At 34.0% G+C, this 15,816-nt stretch carries 17 protein-coding genes and 1 tRNA gene; 13 read left to right on the top strand and 5 right to left on the bottom strand.

Features of this window, described 5'->3' with window-relative positions; all coding sequences use genetic code 11:
• Positions 1 to 62: 62 nt before the first annotated feature.
• The 4 genes from J8M14_RS01815 to J8M14_RS01800 form a co-directional block, all read right to left on the bottom strand.
• Positions 63 to 500 carry a retropepsin-like aspartic protease gene (locus tag J8M14_RS01815; protein ID WP_211072631.1) on the bottom strand — a complete coding sequence of 146 codons (438 nt, stop codon included), beginning with the start codon at positions 498 to 500 and terminating at the stop codon, positions 63 to 65.
• Positions 497 to 3,103 (bottom strand): CHAT domain-containing protein, encoded by a 2,607-nt coding sequence (locus J8M14_RS01810; RefSeq protein ID WP_211072630.1) that lies wholly within the window; start codon positions 3,101 to 3,103, stop codon positions 497 to 499. Before J8M14_RS01810 ends, J8M14_RS01815 begins: the two co-directional genes overlap by 4 nt.
• On the bottom strand, positions 3,084 to 5,057 hold the full coding sequence (locus J8M14_RS01805) for a PKD domain-containing protein (RefSeq protein WP_211072629.1): 1,974 nt from the start codon (positions 5,055 to 5,057) through the stop codon (positions 3,084 to 3,086). Before J8M14_RS01805 ends, J8M14_RS01810 begins: the two co-directional genes overlap by 20 nt.
• A gap of 148 nt (positions 5,058 to 5,205) precedes the next feature.
• Positions 5,206 to 6,246, bottom strand: coding sequence for a hypothetical protein (locus J8M14_RS01800; RefSeq protein WP_211072628.1), 1,041 nt, complete (start codon positions 6,244 to 6,246; stop codon positions 5,206 to 5,208).
• A 104-nt stretch (positions 6,247 to 6,350) separates the two neighbouring features.
• Here J8M14_RS01800 and J8M14_RS01795 point away from each other — a divergent pair, with 104 nt between their 5' ends.
• The 13 genes from J8M14_RS01795 (at position 6,351) to J8M14_RS01735 (ending at position 15,262) form a co-directional block, all read left to right on the top strand.
• Positions 6,351 to 6,938 carry a sigma-70 family RNA polymerase sigma factor gene (locus tag J8M14_RS01795; protein WP_211072627.1) on the top strand — a complete coding sequence of 196 codons (588 nt, stop codon included), beginning with the start codon at positions 6,351 to 6,353 and terminating at the stop codon, positions 6,936 to 6,938.
• Positions 6,935 to 7,744, top strand: coding sequence for a hypothetical protein (locus J8M14_RS01790; RefSeq protein ID WP_211072626.1), 810 nt, complete (start codon positions 6,935 to 6,937; stop codon positions 7,742 to 7,744). The genes J8M14_RS01795 and J8M14_RS01790 overlap by 4 nt, the downstream gene beginning before the upstream one ends.
• A gap of 131 nt (positions 7,745 to 7,875) precedes the next feature.
• Entirely contained in the window at positions 7,876 to 8,163 is a 288-nt protein-coding gene (locus J8M14_RS01785) for a hypothetical protein (RefSeq protein ID WP_211072625.1), read from the top strand.
• 199 nt (positions 8,164 to 8,362) lie between these two features.
• Entirely contained in the window at positions 8,363 to 9,151 is a 789-nt protein-coding gene (locus J8M14_RS01780; RefSeq protein ID WP_211072624.1) for a TatD family hydrolase, read from the top strand.
• A 60-nt stretch (positions 9,152 to 9,211) separates the two neighbouring features.
• Positions 9,212 to 10,246 (top strand): asparaginase, encoded by a 1,035-nt coding sequence (locus tag J8M14_RS01775; RefSeq protein WP_211072623.1) that lies wholly within the window; start codon positions 9,212 to 9,214, stop codon positions 10,244 to 10,246.
• 70 nt (positions 10,247 to 10,316) lie between these two features.
• A tRNA-Ser gene (locus J8M14_RS01770) sits at positions 10,317 to 10,404 on the top strand.
• 82 nt (positions 10,405 to 10,486) lie between these two features.
• Entirely contained in the window at positions 10,487 to 11,290 is an 804-nt protein-coding gene (locus tag J8M14_RS01765) for a MotA/TolQ/ExbB proton channel family protein (protein ID WP_211072622.1), read from the top strand.
• 89 nt (positions 11,291 to 11,379) lie between these two features.
• Positions 11,380 to 11,874 carry a hypothetical protein gene (locus J8M14_RS01760; RefSeq protein WP_211072621.1) on the top strand — a complete coding sequence of 165 codons (495 nt, stop codon included), beginning with the start codon at positions 11,380 to 11,382 and terminating at the stop codon, positions 11,872 to 11,874.
• A gap of 2 nt (positions 11,875 to 11,876) precedes the next feature.
• Positions 11,877 to 12,485 (top strand): biopolymer transporter ExbD, encoded by a 609-nt coding sequence (locus tag J8M14_RS01755; RefSeq protein WP_211072620.1) that lies wholly within the window; start codon positions 11,877 to 11,879, stop codon positions 12,483 to 12,485.
• A 25-nt stretch (positions 12,486 to 12,510) separates the two neighbouring features.
• On the top strand, positions 12,511 to 12,990 hold the full coding sequence (locus J8M14_RS01750) for a biopolymer transporter ExbD (RefSeq protein WP_211072619.1): 480 nt from the start codon (positions 12,511 to 12,513) through the stop codon (positions 12,988 to 12,990).
• Between the two features lie 347 nt (positions 12,991 to 13,337).
• Positions 13,338 to 13,949: a biopolymer transporter ExbD gene (locus tag J8M14_RS01745; RefSeq protein ID WP_211072618.1), complete on the top strand. Its 612-nt coding sequence runs from the start codon at positions 13,338 to 13,340 to the stop codon at positions 13,947 to 13,949.
• A 19-nt stretch (positions 13,950 to 13,968) separates the two neighbouring features.
• On the top strand, positions 13,969 to 14,442 hold the full coding sequence (locus J8M14_RS01740; protein WP_211072617.1) for a biopolymer transporter ExbD: 474 nt from the start codon (positions 13,969 to 13,971) through the stop codon (positions 14,440 to 14,442).
• A 112-nt stretch (positions 14,443 to 14,554) separates the two neighbouring features.
• Entirely contained in the window at positions 14,555 to 15,262 is a 708-nt protein-coding gene (locus J8M14_RS01735; RefSeq protein WP_211072616.1) for a porin family protein, read from the top strand.
• Here J8M14_RS01735 and J8M14_RS01730 read toward each other — a convergent pair.
• Entirely contained in the window at positions 15,257 to 15,814 is a 558-nt protein-coding gene (locus J8M14_RS01730) for a hypothetical protein (protein ID WP_211072615.1), read from the bottom strand. The two genes, J8M14_RS01735 and J8M14_RS01730, sit on opposite strands and share 6 nt — an antisense overlap.
• Between the last annotated feature and the right edge of the window lie 2 nt (positions 15,815 to 15,816).

Raw genomic sequence — 15,816 nt, 5'->3', positions numbered from 1 at the left:
CAATTCGATATGATCAAATCTAAATATAGAATTAGAGGAAAAAAATAGGTAAAACTACCTGATTATTTCAGATATAAACAATTTCGTTCGTAATCAATTACAGCTTTACCGCGTTTTAGGATGTCAGCTCCTATAATGCCATCAACAGGTTCGGCATGATGTGTAACTAATGCTGTGTTAACATGTGCAAGATCAAATAATACCAGGGAGATTCTTTTTTTAGACCACTTGCCAATTTGTATGGTATTTTTTTTGGAGAGCTGGGTAAGCATATCAGTGGCTCCTGCTCCTGCAGCTTTTACATCACTATCTTGAGCAAAGAGGCTGAATTTATCTACCGCTTCAAAACCTACACAGGAATTAGAGGCTCCAGTATCAACTATAAAATTGCCTTCTATACCGTTAAGTATAGCCTTCACCTCAAAATGATTAGTCTTTGTAAAAACAAGTTTGATTCGGTGATATTCTTTTTGGGATAATAGTTTACGTAGTGTGCTCATTTTTTATGTTGAAGAAACTTTCGTAAAAGTAGTATAATTACAATGAATAATAGAATACTAATTCCAAACCAAAGGAATTTTGAGGAAGAAGAATCCTGAATCTCACCGTAATATACAAATGCAGCCCAATAATAAGGGGATTTCTGAGCATTAGCAATATCTTTATGATTGAGGTAATCTAGTTTTGCGTTATGTAGTGATGTTGATTTAATCTTAGAGTTATTGAGATTTTTGTAAAAACCACCCATGAGTCTTGAAGTGGTTTTATCGTTTACCCTCCATAGAGAGAATAAGACATTCTCTACCCCTGCATATTGGAATCCTCTGCCAATACTCAATGGTCCTTCGCCTTTGGCTAATTTTCCGATACCGGTTTCGCAAGCACTTAAAACTACTAAGTCTGCAGAGATGTTGAGTCCATATAGTTGATTAACAAGAATATCCTGATCATTAAATTTTATAGAGGCAGGTCTGGAGAAACTTCCGGCTTCAGCGTGAGTAGAAAGATGAAGTATAGAGTGTCTTTCGATATGGTTAATAAAACTATTGTATGTTGCCTGCTTTTTTTCTAAAAAAGAACCATTAAAATATTGTTGGATAGTTTTGCTTTCTGCTAAAGAAAATGGTAGCTCCAGATCTGTACCTTCGAACACAGGGAAAACGCCGAGTACATTATTCTTTTTGGTGCCTTTTGAAACAGATCTCGTGTATTTACGAGCAGAAATTTCATAGCTAACCTCAGAAGACTTGAATAAGAAAGGCATGTTTTGAAAGTTTAAACTGGTAGTTTCTTCGGTAAGTAAAGCTTCAAAAGGAATAAAACTCAAAAATCCATCTGGGATGATAAGTAATTTTTCAGTGTCTTCCGGAATCTTTAGCATCTTGAAAACTTCAGCTGCATTTTTGGTAAATTCAGGAATATTATTGGTAATCTTAGATGCGTCATTAAAGTAGTTGATATAGTTTTTGACCACAACTTCTAACAGAGTTTTGTTTTCTATTCTTTTTATTTCTAAGTAATCTGACTGTATTATGAATTGATATATGTTCTGATTTCCGTAGAAATATTCGATTAATGTTCTGTCATCTTTTTTTAGCTTTTGCTGAAGATCTGGTATTGAAAGTTGCTGATCATCCTGAAGCATTTTTGGATATTCTTGCTGAAGTTTCTGAGTGACCTCTTTTAATCGAATGGATTTGGTGCTATGTTCTGTTGACCATTGTTGGATTTGAGCAATATTAGCTTGGTTCCCTTTCAGTTTTTCTTTTAATAATAAGGTTTCAAAAGTTGCTAGATCTGAAGTAAGCTTATCTTTCTGGGATACTAAACTGTCATTTTTATATCGTGACAATATCTTTTTGGAAACCAATGCTTCATTCACAAAAGGAGCTTTAGAGTGCTCTGCAACTAGGAAAGCCTTTTTAATAAAATCTTCATCTTGTAAATCTTTATAAAGAGAAAAAAGTAAATCGATATAGTCCTCGGTCCTATTACGATTTTGACTATGCTGAATAAGTTTGGTATCCTGAAGCGGATATAACTGGTTTAGTTTTGTGTTTACTTTAAAGGCAAGTTCGTATGCTTCAATTGCTTGCAATGGATTCTCAGATTGTTGAGAAATATAAACCTGAACATCCAGAGCTTTAAGAAGAATAGGATCTGCGATTAGAATTTCTTCGGTTGGAAGCCCTTCATTATTATATCGAGGTAGTAGTGCTGCATACAATTCGTTTAGATTTTTCTGAGCTTCAGTATGGGATGATTTGGATAAAAGGATATCGATATATCCCAATTGTAATTTGGCAATATCTCTTGATGAGGTATTTGGTAGTTCGAGTAGTCTTGATTTTGCTTTTAGTATATACTGTTCGGCATTGTTAAGATCATTTTTTTCTAAATACACAGCTGCCAAAATTTGATAAGCATTGATTTGATCAAGATCTATCTGTAGTACCTTTTGTGCAAAACGTTCTGCTTCCACCATATTGCCAGAGTGCATATAATTCGTAGCAATGTTAGTTAGCAGATTAATATTGTTTGGATCCATGGCTAAACCTTGCTCAAGAATATGAATAGCTTTTGAATACTTGCCTAAATTATTGAAAGTGATGGAGAGGTTGGTAATTGCAGAGATAATGATATCCTTTTGTTGAATCTGTTCTGCTAAATAAAGGTAACGGGTAATTGTGCTTTCGGCTTTAGGGAGATCCCCAATTTGGATATAGAGGTTCCCTAAAGGCTGTAAGCAGTTTTTAATAATATCATAATCGCTCAGTCCTTTTTCTTGGTATGTTTTCCAGGCTTTTTCATAATACAAAATAGAGGCTGTTTTGCTACCAAATAGGTTCTTGTAATATCCCAAATTACAATGGACAACGACCCAAGCTAATTGATCGGCTTTGGTAAATAATTTGTTTTGTTTACCATGAATCATTTTACTCAACTTCAATGATCCTGATTTAGATGGATTTTGTAAAAACAGATCTAATTGATCGTATAGATATTGTGAAGTCTTATGGGTTTGTTGTGCTCGAAGTTGAGTATTAATAAAAAACAAAAAGACACCTATGCAGAATATTGTTCTAAAACTTCCAAATCCCATAGAACTGAATTTGAGAGTTTGGCGTATCAAAATTATAAACATATCTTATGCCTACACTGGGACCAATTCTTACTGTTCCTATATTCATTCCAACAAATATCCCTGTTTGGAAATTAAGGAAATCATCTTTGATCTCTAGAGTTTCAAAAGAGTTAAGATCTGGATTAGGAATTAAAAGACCGGTATTTGGTTCTACAATAAAAGCTTCACCTGTGATTTCTCGATCGTTAGTGCTAGTCAGATCCATCTTTAATTGTATCCCAGCTCCCATAGCCAGAAAGTTATTGAGATTATAACGATAAGATGCTGGTATGGCATATATAGAAATGTTATCAAACTGATTCGATTCTGAAAACCGTACAAGATTTTGATTTCCAGAAGCATCTATACTTCGGGTTTCAAAATTCCGAAGCTCATCATATGTTGAGGTGGAGAATAGTAACTCTGCCTGATAATATCCACGATAAGATTTAAAAGGGGAGAGCGTAGCTCCAACAAAATATTCCTGTTGGTTGTCTAATTCGGGAACCCTGATATACCCAGCTTTGGCTCCGATTGAAATACCAGGCATAAATCGAGTAGTGGCATAATTGGTTATTATAGGTTCATTTTTATCAAAGTAGATTGCAGTACGACTTCGAGTCTTTTTTTTATGAAAGTTCTTACCAAATTTCATGGAGTATTTGACAAAACCTTTAGTAGAATCAATCTCCTCGACATTTTTCTGCTGACTCCCAGGAAGGTAAATCCTATTAAACTGAAATATGATTTTATCTTTTTTCAGTATCGTATCCAAACAACTATAATTTACTTCTCGCTCTTTTGGACAAATAGGACATTCAGGATACATGCCATCAATTTTTAACGTGGATTTATCAAACATCTCCGGTGTATCGGTTTCTAATCTAATGGTATTAGCCGGGCCTTCGCCATTATTCTGAAAGCGTATTTTGAATTTTAATCTTTTAAATCGTACTATGCGATAGTTCATCAACCACCCGTTTGATGACATTTTGTTAGGATCGTGAGAGGTTACAATCTCCATCTCAGTGTCTTTTACGGTATGGTTGTCAAAATTATCATCAGGGACATAAACACTTCGTAATGTTACAATAGCACTAGTGTCCTTGATCATTTCTGGAGTAGTCTTTAATGTTCTGAAAATATTGCGCTCTTCTCCAGGTTGCATATCGTCAAATGCTACAATTTGGTAATTGCGATATAAGGTTTTAGACTCTTCCAACGTAAGTGGAAGATTTTTTCTTTTAGTAGTATCCTGAGCAAACAATGTTTTGTTTCTAAGTATTGAATGTGAAGAAGAAGCTAGTAAAGTATGATTATCATTTTCCGGGAGAACTTCAGAAATAGCTTCTAAAGGAACAATTCTCTCACCATGATACATTCTAGTATCTTCTATCGTGAAATTGTTGTTTTTAAATCGTTCGTCGTTATAAAAAAGATACAATTTTCCACTTGAGACATAATTGTTAGTGTTCTTATAACTGGTGATAAAAACCATTTCTTGATCAGGAATGGGCTCACGGTTTCGTTTTAGTAATAAATCCTCATCTTCTTTAAAAGGAGATGGGTCATCTATAGAGGCTTCATCAGAAGCATCGCCAATTGTTACGGATATAGGTCTGCTATCAGGAGGTTTACCATTATCATAATTATTAGTCGCCCAAAGCTTTGCTTCATAGGTTCCTGGTTTCTTGAATGTATGTGCAGGGGTAGATTTAAAACTGTAATTACCATCTCCAAACTCCCAATAATAGGTATAAAAAGCTTTTGGTGCTCCAGCAACTTGATTAAGCGGAGGCATTTCTGCTCCATACATTACCTGGTTACCCTGAATATCATAAGAAATAGGTGCAACCCTGGGAATGGTGTCATTAGTAAGTATTTGCCCAAAACCTAATATAGGAAGTAATAATAGTACAAGAAATCCCCTCATGATTTTTGTTAGTTGCTATTAAAGATAAGTAAAAAGTTAAATTATGATTATTAATACCAAAAATTCCGGAAGAAGGAACCCTTCCGGAATATATACTGAAATATGTCTTAACCCCCGTTAACTTGTGGATATATTTCAGTATAATAATTTATGGTAATGCATTAATCAATGCTACTAATTCTGCTTCAGTTCCTACACTTGTAGTTCCAATTACTTCTACGTGATCCTCTTCTATTGTAGCTCCTTGTATTGCATATATATATTGACCATCCTGAACAGAAACGAAGATAAAGTGTACTTCTAATCCGATAGGAATTAATCCATAGTGTTCGGAGAATAATCCAGTTTCAGTATTATAAATATCTAATAGGGCTAATGCTGTTGGCTCTCCATTATAGGAAATATATACGTTAGAATTTGTGTCATCAAAACCTTCTGGAACATCTGCATATAAAATAGTTTTTGGCCTTGGGTCATTATACCATCTGTCAATATTAGTCCATCCAAAATTACTTAAGAAACCACCATATCCAGTTACACCTTGCCCATCAGCACCTTCTCGCTGCATAGGTTCTACGCCACCTTGCTCATCTTCTTCCCAAACGATATCACATTCCAAATCATCTCCATCGCAATCGTTATCCTGACCGTTAAAAAGTGTCATTTCATTATCAATCTCATCTGCAGGAGCAAATAGCTGAAATCCATTAGCTAGTGCCAATTGCTCTCCATTCTGAGTTGCATTGATATAAAATTCTCCTCCTGATTTTAGAGTTTCTACATCTCCATTTGGTCGTTTACCATTAGTAGGCATTTTAGTCAATAACATTTTAGCTTTGTTGTAGATTTCAATAAGTTCAATATCTACATTTCCTGTGACTGGATCTCCGTTTTGATCTACAAAACTATTGGCTGGGAAATAAAGAATAGTTCCTTCTTCACCATATACTTCTCCGGCCCCATCACTATTAAAGGTGAAAGTTTGTTTAGCTTCTTGACGATTTTCGAGGATTTCTGCTTTGTATTCTAATCCATCAAAGACTTGTGGAATAAAAATGTCATTGTCGTCATTTGTTTTGCAACTACTTAATAAAAGGATAGATAACCCTAAAAATAAAAAGGTCATCATTACTTTTTTTGTATTCCTACTATTGTTCAGTAATACAATTGTTCTATTTGTTGTTTTCATAATATTCTAATTTTATCAATTACAACATCATATCAACAGCTTTGAGTTTTTGTTACCCTTAATCTTGAAAGTTTTTTTAAATTAGATGCGCTAACCAAGTATTTATGGGAAACACCAAACTACACACAGATCAAAAATATATTGAAGCACTCTTGCAAAATGATACTGTAATTCTCAATGAGATTTATGAAAAATTTGCTCCTAAAGTAATTGGTTATATCAAAAAAAATAGTGGGGATGAGTCCAGAGCTCAGGACATTATTCAGGAGACTTTAGTTACCGTATATAATCAAGCTAAAGAAAAAGGATTACAGCTCACTTGTCCCTTTGATGCCTATTTCTTTTTACTGTGTAAGCGAAGATGGCTTAACGAAATAAAAAAATCTTCTAGTAATAAGGTAACAATTAATGAAGAGGTTGTATCTATGGATGATGAGAGTGTTCGTTTTGCAGATGAAACTGAGCTTTTTAATGCAAAACACGAATTATTTACTGAAATGTTTGATCAATTGGGTAAAGCTTGTAAAGAATTGCTAAAAGTGACTTTTACGATTAAATCTATGGAAGAAGTTGCTCAAAAACTTGGACAATCCTATGCTTATGTTCGTAAAAAGAAGTCCTTATGTATTGGTCAATTAACAGAATTAGTTCAGAATGCTCCTCAGTTTAATCAGATAAAAAATTTGTTATGACCCCAGAAGAAAAATACGAATTGTTTGAGAAACATTGCAGTCAGGAGCTATCCATAAATGAAAAGGCTAGGTTGGATAAGTTAATCAAAGATGATGTAGTCAAGAAAGAATTGCAGGTATATAAAGAACTACACGTTCATTTAGATACCAATTTTAATACTGAAAATCAAAAAGCGGCTTTAGCCAAAAACCTAAAAAAGGTTGGAGATTCCTATTTTGCAAAGAAGCTAGCGGAGAAAGAAACTAAGCAGGAAGTAAAGAAAGAAATAAAACATGGGGTAAAAGAAGAGATTTTTGAAGAACCTGTTAAGAAATCAAAAGTAATTAAACTTCCATCTTGGGCATATGCTATAGCTGCAAGTGTAGCAATAGTTTTTGGGGTATACTTTTTTAGCCAGGGTAATCCAACATATAATAACTTTGTTTCTATTCCTGAGTTATCTATTACTGAAAGAGGTAGCGCTGAAGAAAGTATTAAAAATGCCGAAACAGCTTTTAATACTAAGAATTACGCTAAAGCAGAAGAATACCTTACTGAACTACTATCAGAGGATGAAAAGAATGCCGAATATCAGTTCTACTATGGGATTTCATTACTAGAACAAGATAAATATGCTAAAGCATCCAGAGCCTTTACAAAATTGCAACAAGGTAATTCGGCTTATAAATACAAAGCACTTTGGTTCGAAGCTTTAAACAAACTAAAGCAAAAGAATTATGATCAATGTGCCGCACTGCTCCATAAACTTCCTAAAGAAGCAGAAGATTATGATCAAGCTCAGAAATTATTAGAAAAGCTGGATTAGATTCTTGGTAAAGGTTTGTTATTCAATTTGTTAATTAACAATATTTTTAGTAGAAAAAACGTTAATAAACAGTAATTTATATCAGGGAATTACTACTAAATTTTTGAATAATTAATCTAAGAAATCAGGTCATGGGAACAATTGATCATATTATGCATATTGAAAAAGAGCAAATAAAACATTTACACTTTCCTAAACAAGAAGTTTTAGATACCAAAAGAAGTAAAAGAGATAGATATAGAAAATTGCTAAGGGGATTAAGCTTAGGTAATCTGGAGCATCTAAAAGTAAAAATTGTGTTTGCAGATGATGAGGGAACAAAAGAAGTTGAAACTACGATTTGGGGGATAACTGACAAATCCGTAATATTAAAACAATCTACAATTATACCACTAGAAAGAATTATTAGTATTTCTTAGTGAAACACGATTTTGAGAATCTGTCTCAGACAGAGTGCTCAAAATTGTTAGTTGAACCTGCCTATCTTGTGGATGGCAGGCAGGCTAATCCCACTTTTTCAGCGGGATCTTGGTTTAATACATTTATTGAAGAAAAATCTTAAAAAAACAGAATGCAAAAGTGTAATAAGTAAAATCTAAATTTACTTACTTTTGCGGCATGATACTTACCGATACTCACACACACATATATAGTGAAGCTTTTGATGAAGATCAAAGCGAAATGATGCAACGTGCTATAGAAAAAGGTGTACAGCGTTTTTTTGTTCCAGCCATAGATTCTACGTACACACAATCTATGTATGATATAGAAGCTAAATATCCTAATCAGGTATTTCTAATGATGGGGTTGCATCCCACACACGTTAAGGATAATTATAAGGAAGAACTTAAACACGTGGAAGAGGAGCTGGGAAAACGCCTTAGAGGTGGTTTAGATAAAACTTTTTACGCAGTAGGGGAGATAGGGATTGATCTCTATTGGGATAAAACTACACTGCCAGAACAGCAAGAAGCATTTAGATATCAAATCCAATTAGCCAAAAAATACAAGCTACCTATAGTTATACATTGTAGAGAATCTTTTGAGGAGATTTTCGAAGTGTTAGAATCAGAAAAAGGAGATGATCTTTTTGGTATCTTTCATTGCTTTACAGGAACTATCGAAGATGCTCATCGTGCTATAGGATATAATATGAAGTTAGGAATAGGTGGGGTAGTCACTTTCAAAAATGGTAAAATTGATAAATTTCTGGATCAAATTCCTTTAGAGCATATCGTTTTGGAAACAGATTCACCCTATCTGGCACCAACGCCTTTTAGAGGGAAGCGCAATGAAAGTTCATATATCATGAATGTGGTAGAAAAACTTTCAGATATTTATCAGAAACCTATAGAAGAGATTGCTGAGGTTACCACAAGGAATTCTAAAGAAGTATTCGGGATTTAGATTCGATATATATGATTTTAATTTTGTTCATTTGTGTAATCTAATAGAGCACGTTTTGCGATGAGTACTTCACCAAACATCTTGTTAATATACACCGGAGGTACAATCGGGATGATCAAAGACTTCGAAACAGGAGCATTGATCGCTTTTGATTTTGATGAATTACTGCTCAATATCCCTGAGTTGAAACAATTAGATTGTACAATAAGTACTTTGAGCTTTAAAGAACCTATTGATTCTTCGGATATGAATGTAGATATGTGGAAGAATTTAGGTGATATCATCAATAGTAACTATGAAAACTATGATGGTTTCGTAGTGTTGCACGGAAGCGATACCATGTCCTATACTGCATCTGCTGTTAGTTTTATGTTTGAAAACCTGGCAAAACCTATCATTTTTACCGGATCCCAATTACCAATAGGTGATTTAAGAACCGATGCTAAGGAAAATTTGATTACCGCAGTTCAAATTGCTGCTTTAAGAGAAAAAGGAAAGCCTGTCATTACGGAGGTTGGACTTTATTTTGAATATAAATTACTTCGTGCAAACAGAACGACTAAGATTAATGCAGAGCACTTTGAAGCTTTCCAGTCTTTAAATTATCCTTCTCTTATAGAGTCAGGAGTTCATCTTAAAGTTAACAAGGCTTTTCTCCGTAAAGTAAATCGTCGTAAAAAGATGGTATATCATACCCATTTTGACAATAGTATAGTGATCATTAAAATGTTTCCTGGTATTAATGAAGATATTCTGAGACGTATTTTTTCTATAGATACTATAAAAGGTATAATACTAGAAACCTATGGCTCAGGTAATACAACGACCAAGAAATGGTTTACTGGTATTATTTTTGATGCCATAAAAAGAGGAATCCCGGTGGTTAATGTTACCCAATGTGCAGGAGGAAGTGTAGAGATGGGTAAGTATAGCACTAGTGTGGCACTCAAAAAAGCAGGAGTAATCTCAGGAAAAGACATCACAACAGAAGCTGCTGTGGCTAAGTTGATGTATTTGTTGGGAGAAAACTTACCGCTTAAAGTGCTTAAAACCATATATGAAACCTCATTGCGAGGTGAAATGTTAGAAAATTAACGCCTCAAATTTTAGTACTTAACATTTTTTTTGTTATTTGCCCAACCATTTTTTGGGAAAACATTTTAATAGAGAGGTGGCCGAGTGGTCGAAGGCGCACGCCTGGAAAGTGTGTATACGTCAAAAGCGTATCGAGGGTTCGAATCCCTTCCTCTCTGCATTATTATTAAAATTATAACAGATTTTATAATATTTTTTTATCTTTAACCCTTTAACTAATTAAAATTAAGAATCAGCGCAATGAAAAGACTATTTTCTATTCTGGCAATCGCAACAGTAATGGCTTTTGGAAACATACAAGCAGCTACTGCTCCAGCCCAGGTATTATCGGCAAATGTGCAATTATTGATTGCTCCTATAACTACGACAGCAGTACAAGATGATGTAGCTGCAGATACATCAGAAGAATTAACGTTCCATCAGGAATTGAAAAAACGTTTTATAGAAGGAGGCCCTAGTTTTATGGGGATCGTACTTTTATGTTTAATTCTGGGGCTTGCGATAGCAATCGAAAGAATCATCTTTTTAAATCTTTCTACAACTAACACTAAGAAGTTACAACAAAACGTAGAAGATGCATTGAGTAGTGGTGGAGTTGAAGCGGCTAAGGAAGTTTGTAGAAATACAAAAGGACCTGTTGCATCAATCTATTATCAAGGTCTTGATAGAGCAGACGAAAGCATTGATGCAGCTGAGAAAGCTGTTGTTGCTTATGGTGGTGTTCAGATGGGACAATTAGAGAAAAATGTATCTTGGGTATCTTTATTCATCGCTCTAGCACCAATGCTTGGGTTTATGGGTACAGTAATTGGTATGATCCAGGCATTTGATAAAATTGAAGCAGCTGGTGATATGCAGCCTTCTCTTGTAGCAGGTGGTATTAAAGTAGCACTTTTGACTACAGTATTTGGACTTATCGTTGCAATTATTCTTCAGATATTTTATAACTATATCGTGGCAAAAATCGATAGAATTGTTAATGATATGGAAGATGCTTCGATTACTCTAATCGATATGTTAGTTGCTTATAAAAACAAGAAGTAATTTCAGATAAAATCTAAAGAAGATTTAATCGAAATTTTAACCTTGTTTAATCGAAAGTAAAAAGCTTTCAAATTTAAAATATAAGAAACATGAAAATATCAAAAATAATAACATACGCAGTACTAGCGATAGGTGTCATAGGAGCGATCCTTTGGTATGTTATGGGTAGTTCTATCGATGTTTTAATGGATCAATATGCTATCACAGATGCTAAAGATCTAGTTAAAGATCAAGATGCAAGTGCATTTTCTGAAGCTATTGCTACTGTTGGACCAATGTATACTTTAACTTTAATTATATTTGTAATTACGGTTATTGCTACACTTATCTCTGTTTTTTCTACGCTAGCTAAAAACCCTTCTGGACTTAAGAATGTTCTTATCGGTGTGGTTGCTTTCTTAGTTGTAGCAGGAATTGGATATGTATTAGCAGAAGGAGTAGAGACTCCTATGAAAGATGGAGAAGTACTTTCTGAAGGCGGATCTAAATTGGTCGGTGCAGGATTGTATACATTTTACTTTCTTGCTGCTATTGCAGTATTGATGATGTTCACATCAGGAATTAAAAAAATAATAGGTAAATAATTATGGCAAAAAGATCAGCACCAGAAGTAAATGCAGGTTCGATGGCTGATATAGCCTTCTTACTTCTTATATTCTTTCTGGTTACTACAACTATCGAAACCGATAGTGGTATTAGTCGTAAGCTTCCGCCACCAATTGACTCTGAAGTAGAACCACCAGTTCTAAAGGAGAAAAATATCTTTGTGGTAGAAGTAAATAAAAACAATGATTTGTTAGTAGAAGAAGAGCCTATGGAAATAGGAGATCTTCGTGCTGCTGCAATCAAGTTTTTAGACAATGGTGGAGGATCAGGAGATGAAGCCTGTGATTACTGCCAAGGAGCAAGAAGTTCTTCTTCTTCGGATAATCCGGTAAAGGCTGTAATTTCTTTACGTAATAACAGAGAAACTAATTATTCAACGTACATCGCCGTACAGAATGAGTTAGTGGCTGCTTACACAGAATTACGTAACAGAGAAGCTCAGCGTCTTTATGGTAAAACTTTCGTTCAGATGGAAAAAGACCTTAAGGATGTAAACTATTCTGGAAATAAGGAGAAGCTTAAAGAAGATATTAAGAAAATTCAGCTTTTGTTTCCTGAGAAACTATCAGAGGCAGAACCTAAGAAATAAATTAATAACATAAAACAATTATATTATGTCTAAGTTCAAAAAGAAAAAGAGTGGTGAATTGCCAGCTATTTCTACGGCATCTTTACCTGATATCGTATTTATGTTATTGTTCTTCTTTATGGTAGCTACAGTAATGCGTCAGAATACGTTAATGATAGAGAATAATTTACCTCAGGCAGATCAAGTGGAAAAACTTGATAAGAAAGATTTAGTAATGTATATTTATGCAGGAAAACCTAGTTCTAGATATAAATCAAGTGCAGGTACTCAGGCTAGAATACAACTCAATGATAAATTTGCTGAGGTAGCTGATATTGCTCCTTTTGTTTTGGCAGAAAGAGCTGCAAAACGAGAGGAATTACTTCCATTTTTGACTACAGCTTTAAAAGTTGATGGAAAAACAAATATGGGATTAGTTGGCGATATCAAAAAAGAACTCAGAGAAGTTCAAGCGCTTAAGATTAATTATACTACAAGAATTGGTGCAGCTACAGAGAATAGATAATTTCTTATTGTAGTTACAAGTTTTTGAAACATAAAAAAATCTCACCGTTGTGGTGAGATTTTTTTATGTTTCGATTTTCTGAAGTATTTTTTTCATTCTTCTTCTTAAAAAAACAGCTGTTTTAATAATAATGGCATAACAATTGTTGCTGTTTTGTATATAACTGTGATCTATTTCAATGACTAATCTTCCAAAAATGATATTGAGAATAGTAGCTTTTAGCAGTTATATTTTACCATCATTATTTCTTCGTTAAGTAAAGGATATTAACTTTTAAGCTATTCTTCTTTAATATCTAAATATTTTTTAGTGTTTCAGTAAGTAATTAATAACCTAAATATATTTTTATGAAAACAAGGAGATTAGCACCATCAGTTAATGCAGGATCTATGGCGGATATCGCATTTTTATTACTCATCTTTTTTTTAGTTAGTACTACAATTGCCACAGATCAGGGGATTAGCAGAAAACTCCCGCCAAAGCTTAATGATACTCCGCCAATTACCATAAGAGAGCGTAATATCTTCAGGGTCGAACTTAACCAATTGAATGAATTATTGGTAGAGGGAGAGCTTGTTAGTCTTGAGGATTTAAAGGATAAGGCTATTTCATTTTTGGATAATGGTGGAGGAGTATCAGGAGAAGCTTGTAGTTATTGTAGAGGTTCTAAAGGGATAACCTCTTCTGATAATCCAAAAAAGGCTGTGATTTCTCTTCAGAGTAGTAGAGAGACAAATTATGAGACTTATATAGCAGTGCAGGATCAATTAGTCAGTGCGTATACAGAACTTCGGAATAGAGAAGCAATGCGGTTATACGGTGTTTTGTTTACTACTATGGAAGAAAACCTTAAAAGTGTTCATTATGATGGCGATAAAGCTAAACTTAGGGAGAGAATTAAGCATATACAAATGATGTATCCCGAAAAAATTTCTGAAGCAGAAACAAAAATGGAGTAGTAATTATAAAAATCAAATGATGTCAAAATTTAGAAAAAAACAAAAAGTAGCATTACCGGAGATATCCACAGCATCGCTACCCGATATCGTATTTATGTTATTATTCTTTTTTATGGTAGCTACTATAATGCGTAAGGATATTTTGATGGTGGAAAATAAATTACCAATGGCTGATCAGATAGAGAAACTAGAAAAAAGAGATTTGATTATGAATATTTATGTGGGAAAACCAAGCTCCAGGTATCTTGGTACAGAGGGCAGAATTCAGCTTAATGACAAGTTTGCGAAGTTAGAGGATATAAAACCGTTCATTCTTTCGGAAATAGCTTCTAAAAGAGATGGAGTCAAACCATTTTTGATTACTTCATTAAAAGTAGATAAAAAGACAAAAATGGGTTTAGTCAATGATATTAAAAAGGAACTAAGAGAGGTTGATGCTCTTAAGATTAATTATGCTACTATACAAGGCGGTACTACAAATAACATTCCGTAAGTTTTATCAGAAGTTAGAAATCCTGCCACTGGCAGGATTTCTTATATTTTACACCTCATTTTTTAAATGATCATGTGTTTTTTAACGAAATAGATTTATTTTAGTGTCTTGTATGAAACAATTACTAATATTCTTTGTTTGTTGCGTTTCCGCATTTAGTTCTTTTGGTCAGGATTCTATTCCTGTTACTGAGCCTAAAAAGGTTTTGGATTCCTTATATAGAGAAGATCAGTTTTATGTTGGTTTAACATTTAATTTGCTTGTTAATAGGTCAACAGGTATTGATCAATCGGGATTCTCAGGAGGTTTGCATTTAGGTTTTATTAGAGATATGCCAATTAATAAACTAAGAAACGTAGCTATAGGGTTAGGAGTGGGTTATTCTTTTAATACCTATGGACAGAATCTTTCTATAAATGTGGATGATACTAACGGTAACGGGGTGTTTGAAGCTTTGGATGGAAGCGATTTCGATACTAATCGTTTTACAACTCACTTAGCAGAAGTTCCTTTAGAATTCAGATGGCGTACCTCTGTTCCTGAAACACATAAGTTCTACAGAATATATGCAGGACTGCGATTCGGGTATTTATTTCATTTCAGATCTAATTTCGAAAAAGGTGATATCAAAGTACGAGAAACCAAGGTGGATGAATTAAATAGATTGAGATATGGTGCTACTTTTACCTTTGGTTGGAATACCTATAACTTTTCGGTTTATTATAGTTTAAATCCTTTATTTAATGATGATGCTAAAATTGATGGCGAAAGAGTAGGGCTTAATCCGATAAAAATTGGACTGACTTTTTATATTCTATAACCAAAAATTCACTAAGGTAAGCTGAGGTATAACTCCAACCAGAAACCCTAAAATCAATTCCAGATTGCTATGAGCTTTATAATGTAATCTTGATGTAGCAACTAGTCCATTGGCAATCATAAGCGCAGCGATTAGGATGGTTAGGTTCATGCCGAAATGGATACTTAAGGCTATAGTAAACATAGTTACACCCCCTGTTCCAATCATATGTAGACTAGCTTTAATATTAAAAAGAACAATAAAGATTGCGCTAAGTGATGAAAAGAGAATGCCCAGGAAAAAGAAATATAATTCGGGGTAGTTATATACATCAACAATCATTTTAATAACCAGAAGTAGTAAAATGGATTGAAGCAGCAAAGGGATTTTACGTTGTTTTACATTAGCTAAGTGAAAAGATGTAATCATTCCAGAGCTTTTGAGTATAAAAAACAGAACTATAGGAATTAGAACTGTCATAATTGTCAGCCCTATGATTTTGGACATCACTATATTTTCTGGAATAAATCTTGGAGCGGTTGTAAAATAAATAATTGAGCCGATAAGAGGCATCA

It is taken from the genome of Aquimarina sp. MMG016 (assembly GCF_018100805.1).
Classification (GTDB): Bacteria; Bacteroidota; Bacteroidia; order Flavobacteriales; family Flavobacteriaceae; genus Aquimarina.
This window is presented reverse-complemented; position numbering and strand designations above follow the sequence as displayed.

Bases quoted from the DNA above. Each gene is read 5' to 3' on its own strand.
- J8M14_RS01815 (WP_211072631.1), bottom strand. From the start codon at position 500: ATGAGCACACTACGTAAACTATTATCCCAAAAAGAATATCACCGAATC.
- J8M14_RS01810 (WP_211072630.1), bottom strand. From the start codon at position 3,103: ATGGGATTTGGAAGTTTTAGAACAATATTCTGCATAGGTGTCTTTTTG.
- J8M14_RS01805 (WP_211072629.1), bottom strand. From the start codon at position 5,057: ATGAGGGGATTTCTTGTACTATTATTACTTCCTATATTAGGTTTTGGG.
- J8M14_RS01800 (WP_211072628.1), bottom strand. From the start codon at position 6,246: ATGAAAACAACAAATAGAACAATTGTATTACTGAACAATAGTAGGAAT.
- J8M14_RS01795 (WP_211072627.1), top strand. From the start codon at position 6,351: ATGGGAAACACCAAACTACACACAGATCAAAAATATATTGAAGCACTC.
- J8M14_RS01790 (WP_211072626.1), top strand. From the start codon at position 6,935: ATGACCCCAGAAGAAAAATACGAATTGTTTGAGAAACATTGCAGTCAG.
- J8M14_RS01785 (WP_211072625.1), top strand. From the start codon at position 7,876: ATGGGAACAATTGATCATATTATGCATATTGAAAAAGAGCAAATAAAA.
- J8M14_RS01780 (WP_211072624.1), top strand. From the start codon at position 8,363: ATGATACTTACCGATACTCACACACACATATATAGTGAAGCTTTTGAT.
- J8M14_RS01775 (WP_211072623.1), top strand. From the start codon at position 9,212: ATGAGTACTTCACCAAACATCTTGTTAATATACACCGGAGGTACAATC.
- J8M14_RS01765 (WP_211072622.1), top strand. From the start codon at position 10,487: ATGAAAAGACTATTTTCTATTCTGGCAATCGCAACAGTAATGGCTTTT.
- J8M14_RS01760 (WP_211072621.1), top strand. From the start codon at position 11,380: ATGAAAATATCAAAAATAATAACATACGCAGTACTAGCGATAGGTGTC.
- J8M14_RS01755 (WP_211072620.1), top strand. From the start codon at position 11,877: ATGGCAAAAAGATCAGCACCAGAAGTAAATGCAGGTTCGATGGCTGAT.
- J8M14_RS01750 (WP_211072619.1), top strand. From the start codon at position 12,511: ATGTCTAAGTTCAAAAAGAAAAAGAGTGGTGAATTGCCAGCTATTTCT.
- J8M14_RS01745 (WP_211072618.1), top strand. From the start codon at position 13,338: ATGAAAACAAGGAGATTAGCACCATCAGTTAATGCAGGATCTATGGCG.
- J8M14_RS01740 (WP_211072617.1), top strand. From the start codon at position 13,969: ATGTCAAAATTTAGAAAAAAACAAAAAGTAGCATTACCGGAGATATCC.
- J8M14_RS01735 (WP_211072616.1), top strand. From the start codon at position 14,555: ATGAAACAATTACTAATATTCTTTGTTTGTTGCGTTTCCGCATTTAGT.
- J8M14_RS01730 (WP_211072615.1), bottom strand. From the start codon at position 15,814: ATGCCTCTTATCGGCTCAATTATTTATTTTACAACCGCTCCAAGATTT.